The sequence below is a fragment of the Burkholderia sp. AU39826 genome, assembly GCF_020419965.1.
Lineage (GTDB): Bacteria > Pseudomonadota > Gammaproteobacteria > Burkholderiales > Burkholderiaceae > Burkholderia > Burkholderia semiarida.
Genome location: NZ_JAIZQG010000007.1, coordinates 198,211 through 215,054, shown reverse-complemented (window position 1 = coordinate 215,054; position 16,844 = coordinate 198,211). Strand labels below are relative to the sequence as shown.

Sequence of the window (16,844 nt, the reverse complement as noted above, 5' to 3'; positions counted from 1 at the left end):
TCGCGTTTGTCGGGCGAAACGTAGCACGGGGTTGTCGATTGCGAAAGGGAATTGTAAAAAACTGTGTCCGATCGATCGGGCGTTTTCGGATCACCGGCGTGCGGCGACGAGAGCCGGTTTCGACGGCTCCTCATGACTCAAACGATGCCCGGATTCAATGCGGCAACCGCACGTCGAACTTGAACGTCGCGAGCCGCGCGGCGAGGATGAAGCCGGTCGCGAGCAGCACGCTGTACACCGAGTCGAACTGCAGCCACACGAGCAGCAGGTAGAACCAGCAGCCGACGAACGCGCAGGTCGCGTACGGCCGCGAATCGCGCAGGATCAGCGGGATGTCGTTGCACAGCACGTCGCGGACGATCCCGCCGACCACGCCGGTAATCACGCCCATCATCACCGCGATGAAGCGCGGCATCTCGGCGTCGAGCGCGATCGACGTGCCCGAGATGCTGAAGATGCCGAGCCCGATCGCGTCGGCGATCAGCAGCAGCCGTTCGGCCGACAGCCGCGACAGCATCCGCAGCACGAACGGCGCGAACAGCGCGAGCACGAAGATCGCGATCACGTAGTCGTCGTGCACGACCCAGTAGAACGGCCGGCGCTCGAGCAGGATGTCGCGCAGCGTGCCGCCGCCGAAGGCGGTCGCGAGCGCGACGACGAACGTGCCGACCGAGTCGAGGCGGTTCTTGCGTGCCTCGATGAACCCCGAAATCGCGAATGCGAGCGTGGCGATCGCCTCCAGTACCGCGATCGCGAGCGTCAGCCTAGGATGCGGCACGCGGCCCCCGGTCGGCCGGCGTCGCATGCGGCTGCAGCAGCACGAGCACCGCGCCCGCGCCGCCGTCGTGGCCGCGCGCCTCGCAGAATGCGATCACTTCCTCCTTCTGCACGAGCCAGGCGCGCACCTTGCCCTTCAGCACGGGTTCCTTGCCGATCGAGCCGAGCCCCTTGCCGTGGATCACGCGCAGGCAGCGCAGCCCTTTCTTGCCGGCTTCGCGGATGAATTCGGCGAGCGCATCGCGCGCCTCGTCGCGCCGCATGCCGTGCAGATCGATCTGTGCCTGCACGATCCACGCACCGCTCCTCAGCCTGCGCACGACGTCGCGGCTGATGCCGGGGCGGTGGTAATACAGCGAATCGTCACTGTCGAGCAGCGTCTCGGGATCGAACTCGTCGGACAGCGTCGCGTTCAGCACGGCTTGCTCGTCGCGCTGCGTCTGCTTCGGCACCGGGTCGGGCGGCGTGCGGCCCGACGACGCGCGCGGCGGCGCGTTCAGCGGCCGGATCGCGCCGATCTCGTTGCGGAACAGATTCGCGTCGGCTTCCGCCTTGCGCTCGGCCTTCTCGGTTTCGATGCGCGCGCGTTCGCGACGATCGGCTTCGCCTTGCAGCGACTTGCGCAACGCGCCGAGGCCCGCGAGGCCCTGGCCGCGCAACGCGGCCGCGTCGGGCGCGGGCGGCGGCGCCTCGGGCGCCGGGGTCACGGGGCGGGCGGCGATCTTCCGCTTCGCGGGATCGCTCGGGTGGGGCTGGTTCTTCGCCATGATTCGGTAACGGGGCAGGCGCGTTCGGGCGCGCGGGCAGAAAAAAAGCCGCTGCGCGGCGGCAGCGGCTTTCCGGTCGAGCCCGCTTCGCGGCAGCGGACGCCATTGTAGCGCCCGCCGCGGCGAGGCTCCCGGCTCACTTCTTGTCGTGCAGGCTCTCGAGGTAGCGCTGCGCGTCGAGCGCGGCCATGCAGCCCGTGCCCGCGCTGGTGATCGCCTGGCGATACACGTTGTCCTGCACGTCGCCTGCCGCGAACACGCCCGGCACGCTCGTCGACGTCGCGTTGCCTTGCAGGCCGCTCTTCGTCAGGATGTAGCCGTCCTTCATTTCGAGCTGGCCCTGGAACAGGTCGGTGTTCGGCTTGTGGCCGATCGCGACGAACACGCCCTGCACGTGCAGGTCTTCCGTCGCGCCGGTCTTCACGTTCTTGATGCGCAGGCCCGTGACGCCCGATTCCTCGCCGGTCACTTCGTCGAGCACGTGATCCCACTTGATGTCGACGACGCCTTCCTTCTGCTTCTCCAGCAGGCGGTCGATCAGGATCGGCTCCGCGCGGAACTTGTCGCGGCGGTGGATCACGGTGACCTTCTTCGCGATGCCGGTCAGGTACAGCGCTTCCTCGACGGCCGTGTTGCCGCCGCCGATCACCGCGACTTCCTGGTTGCGATAGAAGAAGCCGTCGCAGGTCGCGCAGGCGGACACGCCCTTGCCCATGAACGCTTCCTCGGACGGCAGGCCGAGATACTGCGCGGATGCGCCGGTCGCGATGATCAGCGAGTCGCACGTGTATTCGCCCGAGTCGCCGATCAGCCGGATCGGCTTTTCGTGCAGCTTCGCGGTGTGGATGTGGTCGAAGACGATTTCGGTGTTGAAGCGCTCCGCGTGCTCCTGGAACCGCGCCATCAGTTCCGGGCCTTGCACGCCCTTCGCGTCCGCCGGCCAGTTTTCGACATCGGTCGTGGTCATCAGCTGGCCGCCCTGCGCGATGCCGGTGATCAGCACCGGGGACAGATTGGCGCGTGCCGCGTAGACGGCGGCCGTGTAGCCGGCGGGGCCGGAACCGAGAATCAGGACTTTGGCGTGTTTGGGCGTGGACATATGCGAATCCGTAAAAGGCGGCCGCGGCGGGCGGGGTAGGGCTCGCCGTACGATCCGGGTTGACCGGGATGCCGTCATAGATGGGTATCAGACGCGCATTATAAAGGCCCCGTTGCTGCGCTGCCGAACGAGAGTTTCAATCGTGGCGATAGCGTTTGGCGGCCTGTCGTCCGTACCGGGGGCGGCGGGGCGGGCGGCGGTTTGCCATGTGGCGGCGCGTTGTCGCAGGGGCGGGCATCCGGCCGGCTGGCAGCCGCCCGCCGCGCCGGTTGGGCGCCCCGTTTCCGTCATGTAACCGTCATTTACACTTGGCGGCGCGATGCAGCGTTTACAATAAGCGCGATCGAACGACAGGCGGGCGCGCGGCCCGTCCTCTTTATACGGATTCATGGCAAAAGCTCCTTATTCCGCCCAGGCACAGGCGTTGCCGCACCGGATGTCGAAGCTCCTCACGGAGATCCGCTGGATTCTCCAGGTCGCGCTCTGCGCCTTTCTGGTGATGGCCCTGCTGAGCTACAGCCGGCGCGATCCGAGCTGGACGCACGCCGCCCAGGTCGATCACATCTCGAACTGGGCCGGCCGCGTCGGCGCGTGGACGGCCGACATCATCCTGCTGCTGTTCGGCCTGTCGGCCTACTGGCTGATCGTGCCGCTCGGGCGGCGCATCGCCGTCAACTACCGCCGCATCACGCGTCACGAGGCGATTCCCGACGAACCGGAGCGGCCGATCGGCTGGCTCACCGAAATCTTTGCGTTCGTGCTGGTCGTGCTCGCCTGCGACGGCATCGAGGCGTTGCGCATGTGGTCGCTGAAGGTGCAGTTGCCGCGCGCGCCGGGCGGCGTCGTCGGCGAGGCCGTCGCGGGCGCGATGTCGCATGCGTTCGGCTTCACGGGCGGCACGCTGCTGCTGCTGATCGCGCTCGCGATCGGCCTGTCGCTGTATTTCCGCTTCTCGTGGCTGTCGGTCGCCGAGCGCGTCGGCGGCGCGATCCTGTCCGCCGTCAACGTCGCGAAGCTGCGCCGCGAGGCCGAGCGCGACCGCAAGCTCGGCGAGGCCGCGGCGGTGCGCCGCGAAGGCAAGGTCGAAGAGGAGCGCGTGCGCATCGAGGATCACGAGCCGGTGACGATCGTGCCGCCGGTCGTCACGCCGGCGAAGTCCGAGCGCGTCGAGCGCGAGCGCCAGGTGCCGCTCTTTACCGACCTGCCCGGCGATTCGACGCTGCCGCCGGTGTCGCTGCTCGACCCGGCGCCGAAGACGCAGGAAGCGATTTCCGCCGATACGCTCGAATTCACGTCGCGCCTGATCGAGAAGAAGCTGAAGGACTTCGGCGTCGAGGCGAGCGTCGTCGCCGCGTATCCGGGCCCGGTCGTCACGCGCTACGAAATCGAGCCGGCCACCGGCGTGAAGGGCAGCCAGATCGTCAACCTCGCGAAGGATCTCGCGCGTTCGCTGTCGCTCGTGTCGATCCGCGTGGTCGAGACGATTCCCGGCAAGAACTACATGGCGCTCGAGCTGCCGAACCAGCGCCGCCAGACGGTGCATCTGTCCGAGATCATCGGCTCCGAGGTGTATGCGGCCGCGCCGTCCGCGCTGACGCTGAGCCTCGGCAAGGACATCGGCGGCAAGCCGGTGTGCGCGGATCTCGCGAAGATGCCGCACTTGCTCGTGGCCGGCACGACCGGCTCGGGCAAGTCGGTCGGGATCAACGCGATGATCCTGTCGCTGTTGTACAAGGCCACCGCCGAGCAGGTGCGCCTGATCCTGATCGATCCGAAGATGCTCGAAATGAGCGTCTACGAAGGCATTCCGCACCTGCTGTGCCCGGTCGTCACCGACATGCGCCAGGCCGGCCATGCGCTGAACTGGACGGTCGCGGAGATGGAGCGCCGCTACAAGCTGATGAGCAAGCTCGGCGTGCGCAACCTCGCGGGCTACAACAACAAGATCGACGACGCGGCCAAGCGCGAGGAGAAGATTCCGAACCCGTTCAGCCTGACGCCGGACGATCCCGAGCCGCTCGGCCGCCTGCCGAACATCGTCGTCGTGATCGACGAGCTGGCCGACCTGATGATGGTCGTCGGCAAGAAGGTCGAGGAACTGATCGCGCGGATCGCGCAGAAGGCGCGTGCGGCCGGCATCCACCTGATCCTCGCGACGCAGCGCCCGTCGGTCGACGTGATCACGGGCCTGATCAAGGCGAACGTGCCGACGCGGATCGCGTTCCAGGTGTCGTCGAAGATCGACTCGCGCACGATCCTCGACCAGATGGGCGCCGAATCGCTGCTCGGCATGGGCGACATGCTCTATCTGCCGCCGGGTAGCGGGTTGCCGGTGCGCGTGCACGGCGCGTTCGTCGCCGACGACGAAGTGCATCGCGTCGTCGAGAAGCTCAAGGAGCAGGGCGAGCCGAATTACGTCGAGGGCCTGCTCGAGGGCGGCACCGCCGACGGCGACGAGGGCTCGGCCGGTGCGGGAACCGGCGAAGGCGGCGGCGAGTCTGATCCGCTGTACGACCAGGCGGTCGAGATCGTCATCAAGAACCGCCGCGCGTCGATCTCGCTCGTGCAGCGTCATCTGCGGATCGGCTACAACCGCGCGGCGCGGCTGCTTGAGCAGATGGAGCAATCGGGGCTCGTGTCGGCGATGTCGTCGAGCGGCAACCGCGAAATTCTTGTGCCGGCGCGCGACGCGGAATGAGTCCGCGGCGCCCGCAGCGCCGGCCACCCAGGGAGAAAACCGCAATATGCAGCAACTTTCGTTCGTCCCTTCCCTTCGTTCGACGCGGCGCTGGCTCGGCGCGGCGCTTGCCGGCGCATCGCTGATGCTCGCGGCGACGCACGCGTTCGCGGGCGGCACCGAGCAACTGAAGGCCTTCGTGTCGCAGGTGCGTTCGGCGAAGGGCGATTTCACGCAGCAGATCGTCAAGGCGCCCGCCAAGGGCGCGAGCGCCGCGCAGGCCGCGCCGAAGCCCACCGACAATTCGAGCGGCACGTTCGTGTTCGCGCGGCCGGGCAAGTTCATCTGGACGTATCAGAAGCCGTACCAGCAGGTGCTGCAGGCCGACGGCGACAAGCTCTACGTGTACGACCGCGACCTGAACCAGGTCACCGAGCGCAAGCTGAACGGCGCGCTGGGCGCGAGCCCGGCCGCGATCCTGTTCGGCAGCAACGATCTCGACAAGAGCTACACGCTGCGCGATGCGGGCGAGAAGGGCGGCATCGAGTGGCTCGAGATGCTGCCGAAGGCGCAGGACACGCAGTTCCAGCGGATCGGCATCGGCTTCCGCAACGGCACGCTCGCCGCGATGGAGTTGCACGACGTGTTCGGCAACGTCACGCTCTTGACCTTCACGAACATCCAGACGAACCCGTCGCTGAAGGGCGATACGTTCAAGTTCGTGGTGCCGAAGGGGGCGGACGTGATCAACGGCTGACGTTCGTTGCGCCGTTTTCCCGACGCGGGCCTGCCGTCAACGGCAGGCCCGTGTTGTTTGGGGACGCGTGCAACAGACGCGTGTAACGGGCGCGTGTAACGGACGCGAGTACCGGCGCGGGCACCAGACGCGTGTACCAGCCCCGGCGGCGCGCTCGCTCGGCTGTCATAATGTCGGGTCCGGCGGCCGGTTCGGCCGCTACCGTTTGATGTGGAGCGAGGGTTCATGTCCGACCTGTTTCAAGTCGAGCCGCGCCGCCCGCTCGCCGAGGCGCTGCGGCCGAAAACGCTCGCCGAGGTGATCGGCCAGACGCATTTGCTGGGCGAAGGCAAGCCGCTGCGGCTCGCGTTCGAATCCGGCAAGCCGCATTCGATGATCCTGTGGGGGCCGCCCGGCGTCGGCAAGACGACGCTCGCGCGACTCACCGCGCTCGCGTTCGACTGCGAATTCATCGCGCTGTCCGCGGTGCTCGGCGGCGTGAAGGACATCCGCGAGTCGATGGAGCAGGCGAAGGACACGCTCAACCGCACCGGCCGCCACACGATCCTGTTCGTCGACGAGATCCACCGTTTCAACAAGGGGCAGCAGGATGCGCTGCTGCCGTTCGTCGAATCGGGCCTCGTGACCTTCATCGGCGCGACGACCGAAAACCCGAGTTTCGAGGTCAATTCGGCGTTGCTGTCGCGGGCGCAGGTGTACGTGCTGAAGTCGCTGAACGACGACGAGATGCGCCAGTTGCTCAAGCGTGCGCAGGAAATCGCGCTCGACGGCCTCGCGTTCGACGACAAGGCGGTCGATACGCTGATCGGCTATGCGGACGGCGACGCGCGCCGCTTCCTGAACCTGCTCGAACAGGCGCAGACGGCGGCGACGTCGGCCGGCGTCGCGACGATCGATGCCGATTTCGTCGGCAGCGCGATGACGCTGAATGCGCGCCGCTTCGACAAGGGCGGCGACAACTTCTACGACCAGATTTCGGCGCTGCACAAGTCGGTGCGCGGCTCGAGCCCGGACGGCGCGCTGTACTGGTTCTGCCGGATGATCGACGGCGGCGCGGATCCGAAGTATCTCGCGCGGCGCATCGTCCGGATGGCGTGGGAAGACATCGGTCTGGCCGATCCGCGCGCGTTGCAGGTGGCGAACGACGCGGCCGAAACCTACGAGCGGCTCGGCTCGCCGGAAGGCGAGCTCGCGCTCGGGCAGGCCGTCATCTATCTCGCGTGCGCGGCGAAGAGCAACGCCGGGTACAACGCGTTCAACCAGGCGATGGCGTTCGTGAAGCAGGACAAGTCGCGCGAGGTGCCCGTGCATCTGCGCAACGCGCCGACCAAGCTGATGAAGGAACTCGGCTACGGCCACGCCTATCGTTACGCGCACGACGAGCCGAACGCGTACGCGGCCGGCGAGACGTATCTGCCGGACGGAATGCGCGAGCCGCGCTGGTACCAGCCGGTGCCGCGCGGGCTCGAATCGAAGATCGCCGAGAAGCTCGCGTGGCTGCGCGAGCTCGATCGCGAGGCGGGCAAGAAGGACTGATCGGACTGATGGCGCCGCGCGGGCGGGTTCGATCCGCGCAGCCGTGGACGCATCAGCGCTTGCGGCCCGGCTGCTGTTTCTTCCAGTATTCGAACGGCTCTTCGTGGCATTCGATATCGAGTTCGGCGACCCGCGCATGCAGGCGTTCCTGCGCGTCGGCGATCGCGAGGTTGTAGATCGCCGGTGCGATCTCCTGAATGAAGAAATGGAGCAGCGCGCCGGCCTGGATGTTGCCGATCGGCTCGTCCATGTTTTCCGTGAAATAACGTTGCAGCGACGTGATCGCGCGGTCGCGCACGTCCTTGTCGAGTTCGATGGTCATCGGATTCCTTCGCGTGCTGTGACGCGGAGCCGGCGCTCCGCCTGATACGGTTGCCGCCCGCCGGGGCGGACATGTTGCGATCCGTCATGACGACGCGCGCGGCAATTCGCCGTCCGCCGATGCGGCGGTCCGGCAATGCGATACTGCCATGGCCGGCCGTTTGCGGCATTGTCCGTCCGGCCAACGCCGTGGCGGCCGCGGGGTGCGTTAGAATTCCCGTCTTACACAACGATTTTCCAAGTCCTCCCATGCTCGACATCCAGTTGCTGCGCAAAGACCTCGACGGCGTCGCCAAGCGCCTCGCCGATCGCGGCTACACCCTCGACGTCGCCGCGTTCTCCGCACTCGAAGCGGAACGCCGCGCGATCCAGACCCACACCGAAGAGCTCCAGGCGCGCCGCAACAGCCTGTCGAAGCAGATCGGCGCGATGAAGGGGAAGGGCGAGGACACGTCGGCCGTGATGGCCGAGGTCGGCGGGATCGGCGACGAAATGAAGGCGTCGGAAGCCAGGCTCGGCGACATCCAGGCGCGCCTGTCCGAGCTGATGCTCGGCATGCCGAACGTCGCGCACGAAAGCGTGCCGGTCGGCAAGGACGAAGCCGACAACGTCGAGGTGCGCCGCTGGGGCACGCCGCGCCAGTTCGACTTCGCGGTGAAGGATCACGTCGACGTCGGCACGCCGCTCGGCCTCGATTTCGAGACGGGCGCGAAGCTCGCCGGCGCGCGCTTCACGATGCTGCGCGGCCCGATCGCGCGCCTGCATCGCGCACTCGCGCAGTTCATGATCGACACGCACACGCAGCAGCACGGCTATACCGAAACGTACACGCCGTACATCGTGAACCCGGAGATCCTGTACGGCACGGGCCAACTGCCGAAGTTCGCGGACGACATGTTCCGCGTCGAGAAGGGCGGCGAGGAGAACAAGGTCACGCAATACCTGATCTCCACGTCCGAGATTTCGCTGACGAACACCGTGCGCGAATCGATCGTCGACGCATCCGCGCTGCCGATCAAGCTCACCGCGCATTCCCCGTGCTTCCGCTCGGAAGCCGGGTCCTACGGCCGCGACACACGCGGGATGATCCGTCAGCACCAGTTCGACAAGGTCGAGATGGTGCAGGTCGTCGCGCCCGAAACGTCGTATGCGGCGCTCGACGAGATGGTCGGCCACGCGGAAGCGATCCTGCAGAAGCTCGGCCTGCCGTACCGCGTGATCACGCTCTGCACGGGCGACATGGGCTTCTCGGCCGCGAAGACGTTCGACCTCGAGGTGTGGCTGCCCGCGCAGAACACCTATCGCGAAATCTCGAGCTGCTCGAACACCGAGGCGTTCCAGGCGCGCCGGATGCAGGCGCGGTTCCGCAACGCACAGGGCAAGCCCGAACTCGTGCACACGCTGAACGGTTCGGGTCTGGCGGTCGGCCGGACGCTCGTCGCGGTGCTGGAGAACTACCAGAACGCGGACGGCTCGGTCACGGTGCCGGAAGTGCTGCGTCCGTACATGGGCGGCATGGAGCGTATCGACGCGCCGGCGCAGGCGTCCTAACGCGGCCGTTCGGCGCCTTCGCAAAAAATTTGCAAAAAGGGCTTGTCGGCCACGAAGAGATCGTCTTATAATCTTTTTCTCGCGGAAACGACCAGCCGCGAAATGCAGTAAGGAAGGAGAGGTGGCAGAGTGGTCGAATGTACCTGACTCGAAATCAGGCGTACGGTTTCCCCGTACCGTGGGTTCGAATCCCACCCTCTCCGCCAAAATACGAAGCCCCTTGATCCGGAAGGATCAAGGGGTTTTTCGTTTTGGGTCGCCGGTGCAATGTGCCGATTGCCGATGCAGTGACAGCGGGCCGGCTACCGGCGCATCGGATCGTGCGGATGCCGATAGCAGCGCGATCGTGCCGCATCTTCAATGCAGGCTCGCTGCATGACGACTACTACCACCGCTTCGTGCCGCCCCGACTGTCGGAAGTCCTGACGGTTGTTGCATTGCTGCCTCCCGTCGTCACGGGGTCATGTTCCTGCTGCCGGAAACGGTATGACGGGCTCGCTTCGGCACCGCGCGTGCGAAACCGGACGCCGGCGCCCGAACCGTTTCAAGCGGTGCCCGCCGGTTTCCACACCGTCCTCGCCGAACCGTCACGCCGCAGCCGGATACTGCGCCAGCACCTTGTCGCGGATCGACGGCTCGATGTTCGATTGCGCCATGTCGCCGCGATAGTGCGCGACGACACGCGGGTTCATCACGCGATACCAGAGCGGCGGCACGTACGCGAGCAGGATCATCGTCGCGTAGCCGGCCGGCAATTGCGGTGCATCGTCGAAGTGGCGCAGCGCCTGGTACGAGCGCGTCGGATTCGCGTGATGGTCGGCGTGTCGCTGCAACTGGTACAGGAACAGGTTCGTGACGACGTGATTGCTGTTCCACGAATGCTGCGGCGTGCAGCGTTCGTAGCGGCCGCTCGGCAGCTTGCGGCGGCCGAGCCCGTAGTGCTCGACGTAGTTCACCACTTCGAGCAGCGAAGCGCCGTAGACGGCCTGGATCACGAGGAACGGGATCACGATCTTGCCGGCCATCGCGATCGCGATGCCCCATACGATCGCGGTCATCGCCCACGCGTGCAGCACTTCGTTGCGCCACGTCCACGGCGAACGCCCGAGGCGCTCGAGGCGGGTTTTTTCGAGTCGCCATGCCGAGCGGATGCTGCCCGTCACCGTGCGCGGCAGGAACGCCCAGAACGATTCGCCATAGCGCGCGCTGGCCGGGTCTTCGGCGGTCGCGACGCGCACGTGATGGCCGCGGTTGTGTTCGACGTAGAAGTGGCCGTACGCGACCGGTGCGAGCGTGATCTTCGCGAGCCAGCGTTCGAAGCGGTCGGTCTTGTGCCCGAGCTCGTGCGCGGTATTGATCGAGATGCCCGTCGCGGCGCCGAGCGACAGCGCGAAGCCGACATAGTCGTACCAAGCGAGCGCGTGCGTGCCGACGATCCACACGCACATGAAGAACGCGACGTATTCGACGAAAGTCGCGAGATAGACGATGTACCGGTAATAGCGCTCGCGTTCGAGATGCGGCACGACGGCTTCGGGCGGATTGTCGCGATCGTCGCCGATGAGCGTGTCGAGGATCGGGATCACGCCGAACGCGAACAGCGGACCGAACCACCAGAACACATGGAAGCCCGTCGACAGCGCGAGCTGCGCGGCGAGGATCGGCAGCGTGATCGTCAGCGCGCCGAGCAGCCACAGGTAACGCTTGCCATCCGACCAGCCCGAAGCCGATCCGTCGGTCGTTGCCATTGTCTCCCTCCAGTCGGCCGGCCCGCAGGCGGCCGCATGCAAGATCGTTCGAATCCTCGTGGTCCGCGCCGCGCGCGGCGGCGGCCCGGATCGTCGCCCGGATCTGCCTGTTATACGACCGGCGTGCGCGCTTGCCAAACCCCCGCGCTAGGCGTGACGCTCCAAACGGCTGAGCATGGCGCCACGCGCGTATCGAAGCGGCGAGGCGCGCCGATTGAAACATGCAGGTAGGGGCGAATCGGTCCGTGGGGTTGGCGCGTTCGTCAGATGAATGGCCCGGCGCGTGATGCGCGCATGCCGATGTGATGCGGTGGCAACAAATGTTGCATCGCAATAAAAAGGCCAGCGAAGTATTGCTGCAGCGCGTGTTTCGTTTGCTTGTATTACGTCGCATTACGGCCGCGGCAAGGCAATGCAACGCGGCTCGAATCCGGAGGGCCGCGGATCGCTAGGAGAACGAGGCGAAACGCGGGATCACGACAGCACATTTACCGTCCAACAATCTGCGCCGATGCATCGATGCTGCACGTGCACACCGATCAGCGCGGGCCGTTGCCGATGACCTCCGCCGCCTTTCGATCCGCGCCGCCGTTTGAAAATTACGATTTGACTCATGCCCCGCTTTCGGTTGAAGCTACTAGCTTGCTGTCCGAAGGGGGCTGTGCCTGCATGAGTTCGACCTTGACCGTTCGTCGTATCGCTGCCGATCAGGGCGGCGTGTATCGCGAACTCCGCGCTGCATCGCTGCGTGAGCCCTACGCGCCCGGCGAAGCGCCGGAGGCCGAATTGCTGACCGTCGAAACGGACGCAGCGTCGGCGATCGCCGCGCAGCGCGCCGTGTCCGACGAGTCGACGACTTTCCTGCTGTACACCGAAGGCCATCCGGCCGGCATGATCGGCGCGTATTTCGACAACACGCCCGATCGGCGCGCGTTCGTCAGCGAACTGTGGGTCGCGCATGCGGTGCGTCATCTGCGCGGTGGCGTGCTGCTGCTGGAGACGGCCACTGCATGGCTCGCCGAGCGCGGCGCCACCGACGTCTACGCGTGGATCGCCGATGCGAACCGCAACGCGATCCGTTTCTACGAGCGTGCGGGTTTCGGCAACACCGGCGAACATGCGCCGATCGCGCGGATGCCCGGCGCGATGAAATCGCTGTTCGTGTCGCAGGTAAAGCACTGACGCTGTCCCGACACGCCAGCCGGGCGGCGCGATGACAGCGCGATCGGCCGCTGGCCTGCCCGCCTGCCGGTTGCGCGTCCGCCCGGGCCGCCGCAACCCCGAGTCCCAAAAATAATGGCCGCACGCGTGGACGCCTGTAAAATACGCAAAAAATTTTTGCAGAGTGTCCATGTCGCTTAAAAAATCGCCATTCTTCGAGCTGCGCAGCGGATCGGTCGATACGTTGCTGTTCACCGTGAAGACGACCGATCTCGATGCGTTGCGTGCCGAACTGGTCAAGCGCTTCGAAGCGACTCCCGAGTTTTTTGCCGACGATGTCGTCGCGATCGACGTCCGCCGCCTGGCTGACGGCGAACGCGTCGCGCTCGCGGACATCCGCCAGATGCTGAACGACGTGCGGATGCGTCCGGTGGGCGTCGTCGCGCTGGCCACGCAGGGCTGGGCGGGGGAAGCCGGCCTGCCGTTGCTGGAGGCGCGCGATCGCCGCGCGCCGGCCGCGAAACCTGCCGACGAAGCGGAACCGGCGGCCGTGCCAGCCGTCGACACCGCCGCCGCTGGGGAAGCCGAAGCGGCGCCCGAACAGTCGCCGGAACCCGCGCCGGCGCTCGGGCAAGCCGGTGCGCAGACGCTGGTGATCGACCGGCCGTTGCGTTCGGGGCAGCAGATTTACGCGAAAGGGGACCTCGTGGTGCTCGCGCCGGTCAGTCACGGCGCGGAGATCATCGCGGAAGGCAATATTCATATCTACGCGCCGTTGCGCGGCCGTGCACTCGCCGGCGTGCACGGCAATCACGACGCGCGCATTTTCTGCACGTGTCTCGAACCGGAACTGATTTCGATCGCGGGTATCTATCGAACCACCGAGAACCCGCTGCCCGCCGACGTACTGGGCAAATCGGTGCAGATCCGGCTCGAAGAGGAAAAACTGATGATCGAACCGCTGCGACTGACGTAATTCACGCGGTGCGCTCCGGATCGATCGGCTCTCATTGACGAACACAGGGTATTGGGTAAATGGCAAAAATCATCGTGGTGACCTCGGGCAAGGGCGGCGTGGGCAAGACGACGACGAGCGCGAGCTTCGCGTCGGGTCTCGCGCTGCGCGGCCACAAGACGGCCGTGATCGACTTCGACGTCGGCCTGCGCAACCTCGATCTCATCATGGGCTGCGAGCGTCGCGTCGTGTATGACCTCGTGAACGTGATCCAGGGCGAAGCGAACCTGAACCAGGCGCTGATCAAGGACAAGAAGTGCGAGAACCTGTTCATCCTGCCGGCGTCGCAGACGCGCGACAAGGATGCGCTGACGCGCGACGGCGTCGAGAAGGTGCTGAACGACCTCGTCGCGATGGACTTCGAATACATCGTCTGCGATTCGCCGGCCGGTATCGAAGCCGGCGCGCTGCACGCGATGTACTTCGCGGACGAAGCACTGATCGTCACGAACCCGGAAGTGTCGTCGGTGCGCGATTCGGATCGCATTCTCGGCATCCTGTCGTCGAAGACGAAGCGCGCGACCGAAGGCAAGGAGCCGATCAAGGAACACCTGCTGATCACGCGTTACAGCCCGAAGCGCGTGAGCGAAGGCGAGATGCTGTCGCTCGAGGACATCAGCGAGATCCTGCGCATCAAGCTGATCGGCGTGGTGCCCGAGTCGGAAGCCGTGCTGCACGCATCGAACCAGGGTCTGCCGGCCGTGCATATCGACGGTACCGACGTCGCCGAAGCGTACAAGGACGTCGTCGCCCGCTTTCTCGGCGAGGACAAGCCGCTGCGCTTCACCGATTACCAGAAGCCGGGCCTGCTGCAGCGCCTCTTCGGCAGCAAGTAACGGAGGCCGCCCATGTCCATCCTTTCGTTTCTCCTCGGCGAGAAGAAGAAGTCCGCATCGGTCGCGAAGGAGCGCCTGCAGCTCATCATCGCGCACGAGCGGGTCGGCGGCCGGCCGCCGGCCGATTACCTGCCGGCGCTGCAGAAGGAACTCGTCGCGGTCATCTCGAAGTACGTCCATATTTCGGACGATGACATTCGCGTGAGCCTCGAGCGCCAGGACGATCTCGAAGTCCTCGAAGTGAAGATCGAGATTCCGCAAGCCTGACGCTTGCGCGTGTCCCTCCGCACGGCGGCGCCCGCCGCCGTGCGCGTCTTACGCCCTGTTGCACTTTCGGGTACGCCGTAACACGGCGCCTGTCGGCCGTCATCCCCCGTCGCGCATTGAACGAATACGCTCGCGTAACTTGTTCAACCAGGAGGTTGTGATGGCTGTCTCTACCGTTTCACGTCGTCTCGTTTCGCTCGCGCTGTTCGCCGCGGGCCTGTCAGCCGTCGTCGCGCCGTTTGCCGCGCATGCGGACGAAATTCTCGTCGGCACGCCCGTGATCGCGCCGCAGGGGCGCATGGTCATCGCCGAGCCGGTCGCCGTGCGTACCGAGGAAGTCGTCGTCGTCGCGCCGAATGCGCCGCCGCCCGTGCGCTACGAGGTCGTACCGGCCACGCGCGTGGGCTACGTGTGGGAGCGCGGGCACTGGCGCTGGGATCATGGCCGCTACGTGTGGATCGGCGGTCACTGGGAAACCGAACGCGTCGGCATGCACTGGGTGCCGGGCCACTGGGATCAGCGCGGGCCGAACTGGTTCTGGACGCGTGGCCACTGGGCTTGAGGCAGGCGTGCGATGAAAAGAACCGCAATCGCCATCGCGCTCGTCGCGATCACGCTGGCCGGGTGCATCGTCGTGCCGGCGCGGCCGGTCTACTACCGGCCGGCGCCCGTCGTGATCTATTGAGTGTCGCGCGGGCCGGGTTGGGCCGGGGCGTCTGCGCCGGTCGCAGCCGGCGGCCCGGTATCGTCCGACGCCGGTGTCGGCGCGGCGCGGTCGGTCGCCGCCGCGGCGGCGGCAGGCTCGTCGCCGCCTTCGTCGCGCAGCGTATCGAGCGGGTCGGCGGGCGCCGCGTTTTCATCCTGGGGTTCGGCAACGTTGCTCGCGGTGGCTGCCGTCGCTGCAGCGGCCGCGACGGGAGGCGCGAGATAGCGCTGCGCAAGTGTTTCATAGAGCGGCGGCGCGAAAAAGCGCGAGACCCGGCTCGATACCAGCGCGGTCGCCATCAGCGAAATCACGAGCGCATGCCCGTTGATCATTTCCATCACGATCACGAACGACGTGATCGGCGACTGCGTGACGGCCGCCAGATAGCCGACCATCGCGAGTGCGATCAGCATCGGCAGGCTCATGTTGCTGAACACGGCGTGCAGCAGGTTGCCGAAGCCGGCACCGATCGACAGCGACGGCGCGAAGATCCCGCCCGGGATGCCCGGCAGGTACGACGCGACCATCGACACCATCTTCAGGAACGGATAGAACACCGACAGTTGCTGACTGCCGTCGAGCAGGCCGCGCGCCTCGGCGTAGCCGCTACCGAACGTCGTGCCGCCGGATACGAGCCCCACGACGGCGATCACGAAGCCGCACAGCGCGGCGAACCTGATCGGCCGCTCGCGATACAGGCCCAGCAGTTGCGCGGGCAGCCAGCGCCCCGTATTGAGCAGCAGCCAGCAGAACAGGCCGCCCGCGATGCCCGTCACGATCGCGGTGACCAGCACCGCCACCGCCAGCAGTTTCGGGAAATGGAGGCCGGCGTTGATCGTGCCGAAATACGTGTAGTTGCCGTTCAGCCCGAGCGCGACGACGCCGGCGAGGATGATCGCGGTGATCAGTACGCCGCTGGCGCGCGCGGAGAAGCTGCGGGTCAGTTCCTCGATCGCGAACACGATGCCGGCGAGCGGCGTATTGAACGCGGCCGACAGCCCGGCCGCCGCGCCGGCCAATACGAGCTGGCGTTCGATCTGCGCGTTCGAGCGCGGGTAGAAGCGCCGCAGGTTGAACATCAGCGCCGCGCCGACCTGCACGGTCGGCCCTTCGCGGCCGATCGTGAAGCCGCCGAGGATGCCGAGGAACGAGATCAGTACCTTGCCGAACAGGATGCGCAGCGTCAGCAAGCGGGCGCCGAACGCGCTCGGCCGCGCATGCAGTGTCGCGATCACCTGCGGGATGCCGCTGCCCTCGGCGCCGCGGAAGAAGCGGCGCGTGATCCATGCCGACAGCGCGGCGATCGCCGGCGTCAGCAGCAGCGGCAGCCACACGGCGTGATCGCGCATCGCGCGGAAAGACTCGTAGCCCCAGTCGATCAATCGGGCGTACAGGACGGCCGCGAGCCCGACGACGATCGCCCCGAGCCAGAAGACACCATATTGGCGCCAGATTCGCAGCGAGCGGCGGGTGAGGGCGGGAAACAGCGCGGGAAGGGCGGGGCGCGGCATTGGCTCGGGCCGGAGGGCAAAGAGGGAATTATAAAAAGAACCGGATGCCAGCGGGACCTCGGAAGCCGGTAGGGAATGACAAAAATCCACAAAAGAGATGCAATTTGTTGCAAAT

Annotated in this window: 15 protein-coding genes and 1 tRNA gene; 10 read left to right on the top strand and 6 right to left on the bottom strand. The window is 66.4% G+C overall.

The genetic code is table 11. The annotated features are described in order from the left end of the window. Positions 1 to 154: 154 nt before the first annotated feature. The 3 genes from LGM42_RS16210 to trxB form a co-directional block, all read right to left on the bottom strand. A complete protein-coding gene (locus tag LGM42_RS16210; RefSeq protein ID WP_059574124.1) occupies positions 155 to 805 on the bottom strand; it encodes a trimeric intracellular cation channel family protein in 651 nt (216 codons plus the stop codon). After that, entirely contained in the window at positions 765 to 1,544 is a 780-nt protein-coding gene (locus LGM42_RS16205) for a Smr/MutS family protein (RefSeq protein WP_124859567.1), read from the bottom strand. The genes LGM42_RS16210 and LGM42_RS16205 overlap by 41 nt, the downstream gene beginning before the upstream one ends. 136 nt (positions 1,545 to 1,680) lie before the next feature. Beyond that, positions 1,681 to 2,643 (bottom strand): thioredoxin-disulfide reductase, encoded by a 963-nt coding sequence (gene trxB, locus LGM42_RS16200; RefSeq protein ID WP_059574122.1) that lies wholly within the window; start codon positions 2,641 to 2,643, stop codon positions 1,681 to 1,683. 388 nt (positions 2,644 to 3,031) lie between these two features. Between trxB and LGM42_RS16195 the strand changes: the two genes are divergently transcribed. The 3 genes from LGM42_RS16195 to LGM42_RS16185 all read left to right on the top strand — a co-directional run bounded on the left by LGM42_RS16195 (position 3,032) and on the right by LGM42_RS16185 (position 7,613). After that, on the top strand, positions 3,032 to 5,341 hold the full coding sequence (locus LGM42_RS16195) for a DNA translocase FtsK (RefSeq protein WP_059574121.1): 2,310 nt from the start codon (positions 3,032 to 3,034) through the stop codon (positions 5,339 to 5,341). A gap of 46 nt (positions 5,342 to 5,387) precedes the next feature. After that, the gene (gene lolA / locus LGM42_RS16190; RefSeq protein WP_059574120.1) at positions 5,388 to 6,077 is read left to right on the top strand and encodes an outer membrane lipoprotein chaperone LolA; all 690 of its coding nucleotides are present in this window, start codon (positions 5,388 to 5,390) and stop codon (positions 6,075 to 6,077) included. Positions 6,078 to 6,302: 225 nt separating this feature from the next. Next, on the top strand, positions 6,303 to 7,613 hold the full coding sequence (locus LGM42_RS16185; protein ID WP_059574119.1) for a replication-associated recombination protein A: 1,311 nt from the start codon (positions 6,303 to 6,305) through the stop codon (positions 7,611 to 7,613). 52 nt (positions 7,614 to 7,665) lie between these two features. Here the strand turns inward: LGM42_RS16185 and LGM42_RS16180 are convergent, their stop codons facing one another. After that, entirely contained in the window at positions 7,666 to 7,935 is a 270-nt protein-coding gene (locus tag LGM42_RS16180; RefSeq protein WP_059574118.1) for a DUF2164 domain-containing protein, read from the bottom strand. 248 nt (positions 7,936 to 8,183) lie between these two features. Between LGM42_RS16180 and serS the strand changes: the two genes are divergently transcribed. Next, entirely contained in the window at positions 8,184 to 9,485 is a 1,302-nt protein-coding gene (serS, locus tag LGM42_RS16175; RefSeq protein ID WP_099316164.1) for a serine--tRNA ligase, read from the top strand. Between the two features lie 115 nt (positions 9,486 to 9,600). After that, positions 9,601 to 9,691: transfer RNA gene (locus LGM42_RS16170), tRNA-Ser, on the top strand. A gap of 381 nt (positions 9,692 to 10,072) precedes the next feature. On the opposite strand, the gene LGM42_RS16165 is transcribed toward LGM42_RS16170, so the two are convergent. Then, positions 10,073 to 11,233 (bottom strand): alkane 1-monooxygenase, encoded by a 1,161-nt coding sequence (locus LGM42_RS16165; RefSeq protein ID WP_226232652.1) that lies wholly within the window; start codon positions 11,231 to 11,233, stop codon positions 10,073 to 10,075. A gap of 558 nt (positions 11,234 to 11,791) precedes the next feature. Here LGM42_RS16165 and LGM42_RS16160 point away from each other — a divergent pair. The 5 genes from LGM42_RS16160 to LGM42_RS16140 all read left to right on the top strand — a co-directional run bounded on the left by LGM42_RS16160 (position 11,792) and on the right by LGM42_RS16140 (position 15,074). After that, positions 11,792 to 12,415: a GNAT family N-acetyltransferase gene (locus LGM42_RS16160; RefSeq protein WP_226093718.1), complete on the top strand. Its 624-nt coding sequence runs from the start codon at positions 11,792 to 11,794 to the stop codon at positions 12,413 to 12,415. Positions 12,416 to 12,584: 169 nt separating this feature from the next. Beyond that, positions 12,585 to 13,370 carry a septum site-determining protein MinC gene (gene minC, locus LGM42_RS16155; protein ID WP_059574115.1) on the top strand — a complete coding sequence of 262 codons (786 nt, stop codon included), beginning with the start codon at positions 12,585 to 12,587 and terminating at the stop codon, positions 13,368 to 13,370. A gap of 59 nt (positions 13,371 to 13,429) precedes the next feature. After that, positions 13,430 to 14,245 carry a septum site-determining protein MinD gene (minD, locus tag LGM42_RS16150; RefSeq protein WP_006476635.1) on the top strand — a complete coding sequence of 272 codons (816 nt, stop codon included), beginning with the start codon at positions 13,430 to 13,432 and terminating at the stop codon, positions 14,243 to 14,245. 12 nt (positions 14,246 to 14,257) lie between these two features. Next, positions 14,258 to 14,512, top strand: coding sequence for a cell division topological specificity factor MinE (gene minE, locus LGM42_RS16145; protein WP_006476634.1), 255 nt, complete (start codon positions 14,258 to 14,260; stop codon positions 14,510 to 14,512). Between the two features lie 160 nt (positions 14,513 to 14,672). Further along, a complete protein-coding gene (locus LGM42_RS16140; RefSeq protein WP_059574114.1) occupies positions 14,673 to 15,074 on the top strand; it encodes a YXWGXW repeat-containing protein in 402 nt (133 codons plus the stop codon). A gap of 116 nt (positions 15,075 to 15,190) precedes the next feature. Here LGM42_RS16140 and LGM42_RS16135 read toward each other — a convergent pair whose 3' ends face one another. After that, positions 15,191 to 16,729, bottom strand: a complete 1,539-nt coding sequence (locus LGM42_RS16135) for a chloride channel protein (protein ID WP_060313053.1) — start codon at positions 16,727 to 16,729, stop codon at positions 15,191 to 15,193. Positions 16,730 to 16,844: the final 115 nt, after the last annotated feature.

Excerpts from the sequence above, each read along its gene's own strand:
- minE (WP_006476634.1), top strand. The coding sequence starts at position 14,258 with ATGTCCATCCTTTCGTTTCTCCTCGGCGAGAAGAAGAAGTCCGCATCG.
- serS (WP_099316164.1), top strand. The coding sequence starts at position 8,184 with ATGCTCGACATCCAGTTGCTGCGCAAAGACCTCGACGGCGTCGCCAAG.
- LGM42_RS16140 (WP_059574114.1), top strand. The coding sequence starts at position 14,673 with ATGGCTGTCTCTACCGTTTCACGTCGTCTCGTTTCGCTCGCGCTGTTC.
- trxB (WP_059574122.1), bottom strand. The coding sequence starts at position 2,643 with ATGTCCACGCCCAAACACGCCAAAGTCCTGATTCTCGGTTCCGGCCCC.
- LGM42_RS16165 (WP_226232652.1), bottom strand. The coding sequence starts at position 11,233 with ATGGCAACGACCGACGGATCGGCTTCGGGCTGGTCGGATGGCAAGCGT.
- minC (WP_059574115.1), top strand. The coding sequence starts at position 12,585 with ATGTCGCTTAAAAAATCGCCATTCTTCGAGCTGCGCAGCGGATCGGTC.
- lolA (WP_059574120.1), top strand. The coding sequence starts at position 5,388 with ATGCAGCAACTTTCGTTCGTCCCTTCCCTTCGTTCGACGCGGCGCTGG.
- LGM42_RS16185 (WP_059574119.1), top strand. The coding sequence starts at position 6,303 with ATGTCCGACCTGTTTCAAGTCGAGCCGCGCCGCCCGCTCGCCGAGGCG.
- LGM42_RS16160 (WP_226093718.1), top strand. The coding sequence starts at position 11,792 with ATGACCTCCGCCGCCTTTCGATCCGCGCCGCCGTTTGAAAATTACGAT.
- LGM42_RS16195 (WP_059574121.1), top strand. The coding sequence starts at position 3,032 with ATGGCAAAAGCTCCTTATTCCGCCCAGGCACAGGCGTTGCCGCACCGG.
- LGM42_RS16210 (WP_059574124.1), bottom strand. The coding sequence starts at position 805 with ATGCGACGCCGGCCGACCGGGGGCCGCGTGCCGCATCCTAGGCTGACG.
- LGM42_RS16180 (WP_059574118.1), bottom strand. The coding sequence starts at position 7,935 with ATGACCATCGAACTCGACAAGGACGTGCGCGACCGCGCGATCACGTCG.
- minD (WP_006476635.1), top strand. The coding sequence starts at position 13,430 with ATGGCAAAAATCATCGTGGTGACCTCGGGCAAGGGCGGCGTGGGCAAG.
- LGM42_RS16135 (WP_060313053.1), bottom strand. The coding sequence starts at position 16,729 with ATGCCGCGCCCCGCCCTTCCCGCGCTGTTTCCCGCCCTCACCCGCCGC.
- LGM42_RS16205 (WP_124859567.1), bottom strand. The coding sequence starts at position 1,544 with ATGGCGAAGAACCAGCCCCACCCGAGCGATCCCGCGAAGCGGAAGATC.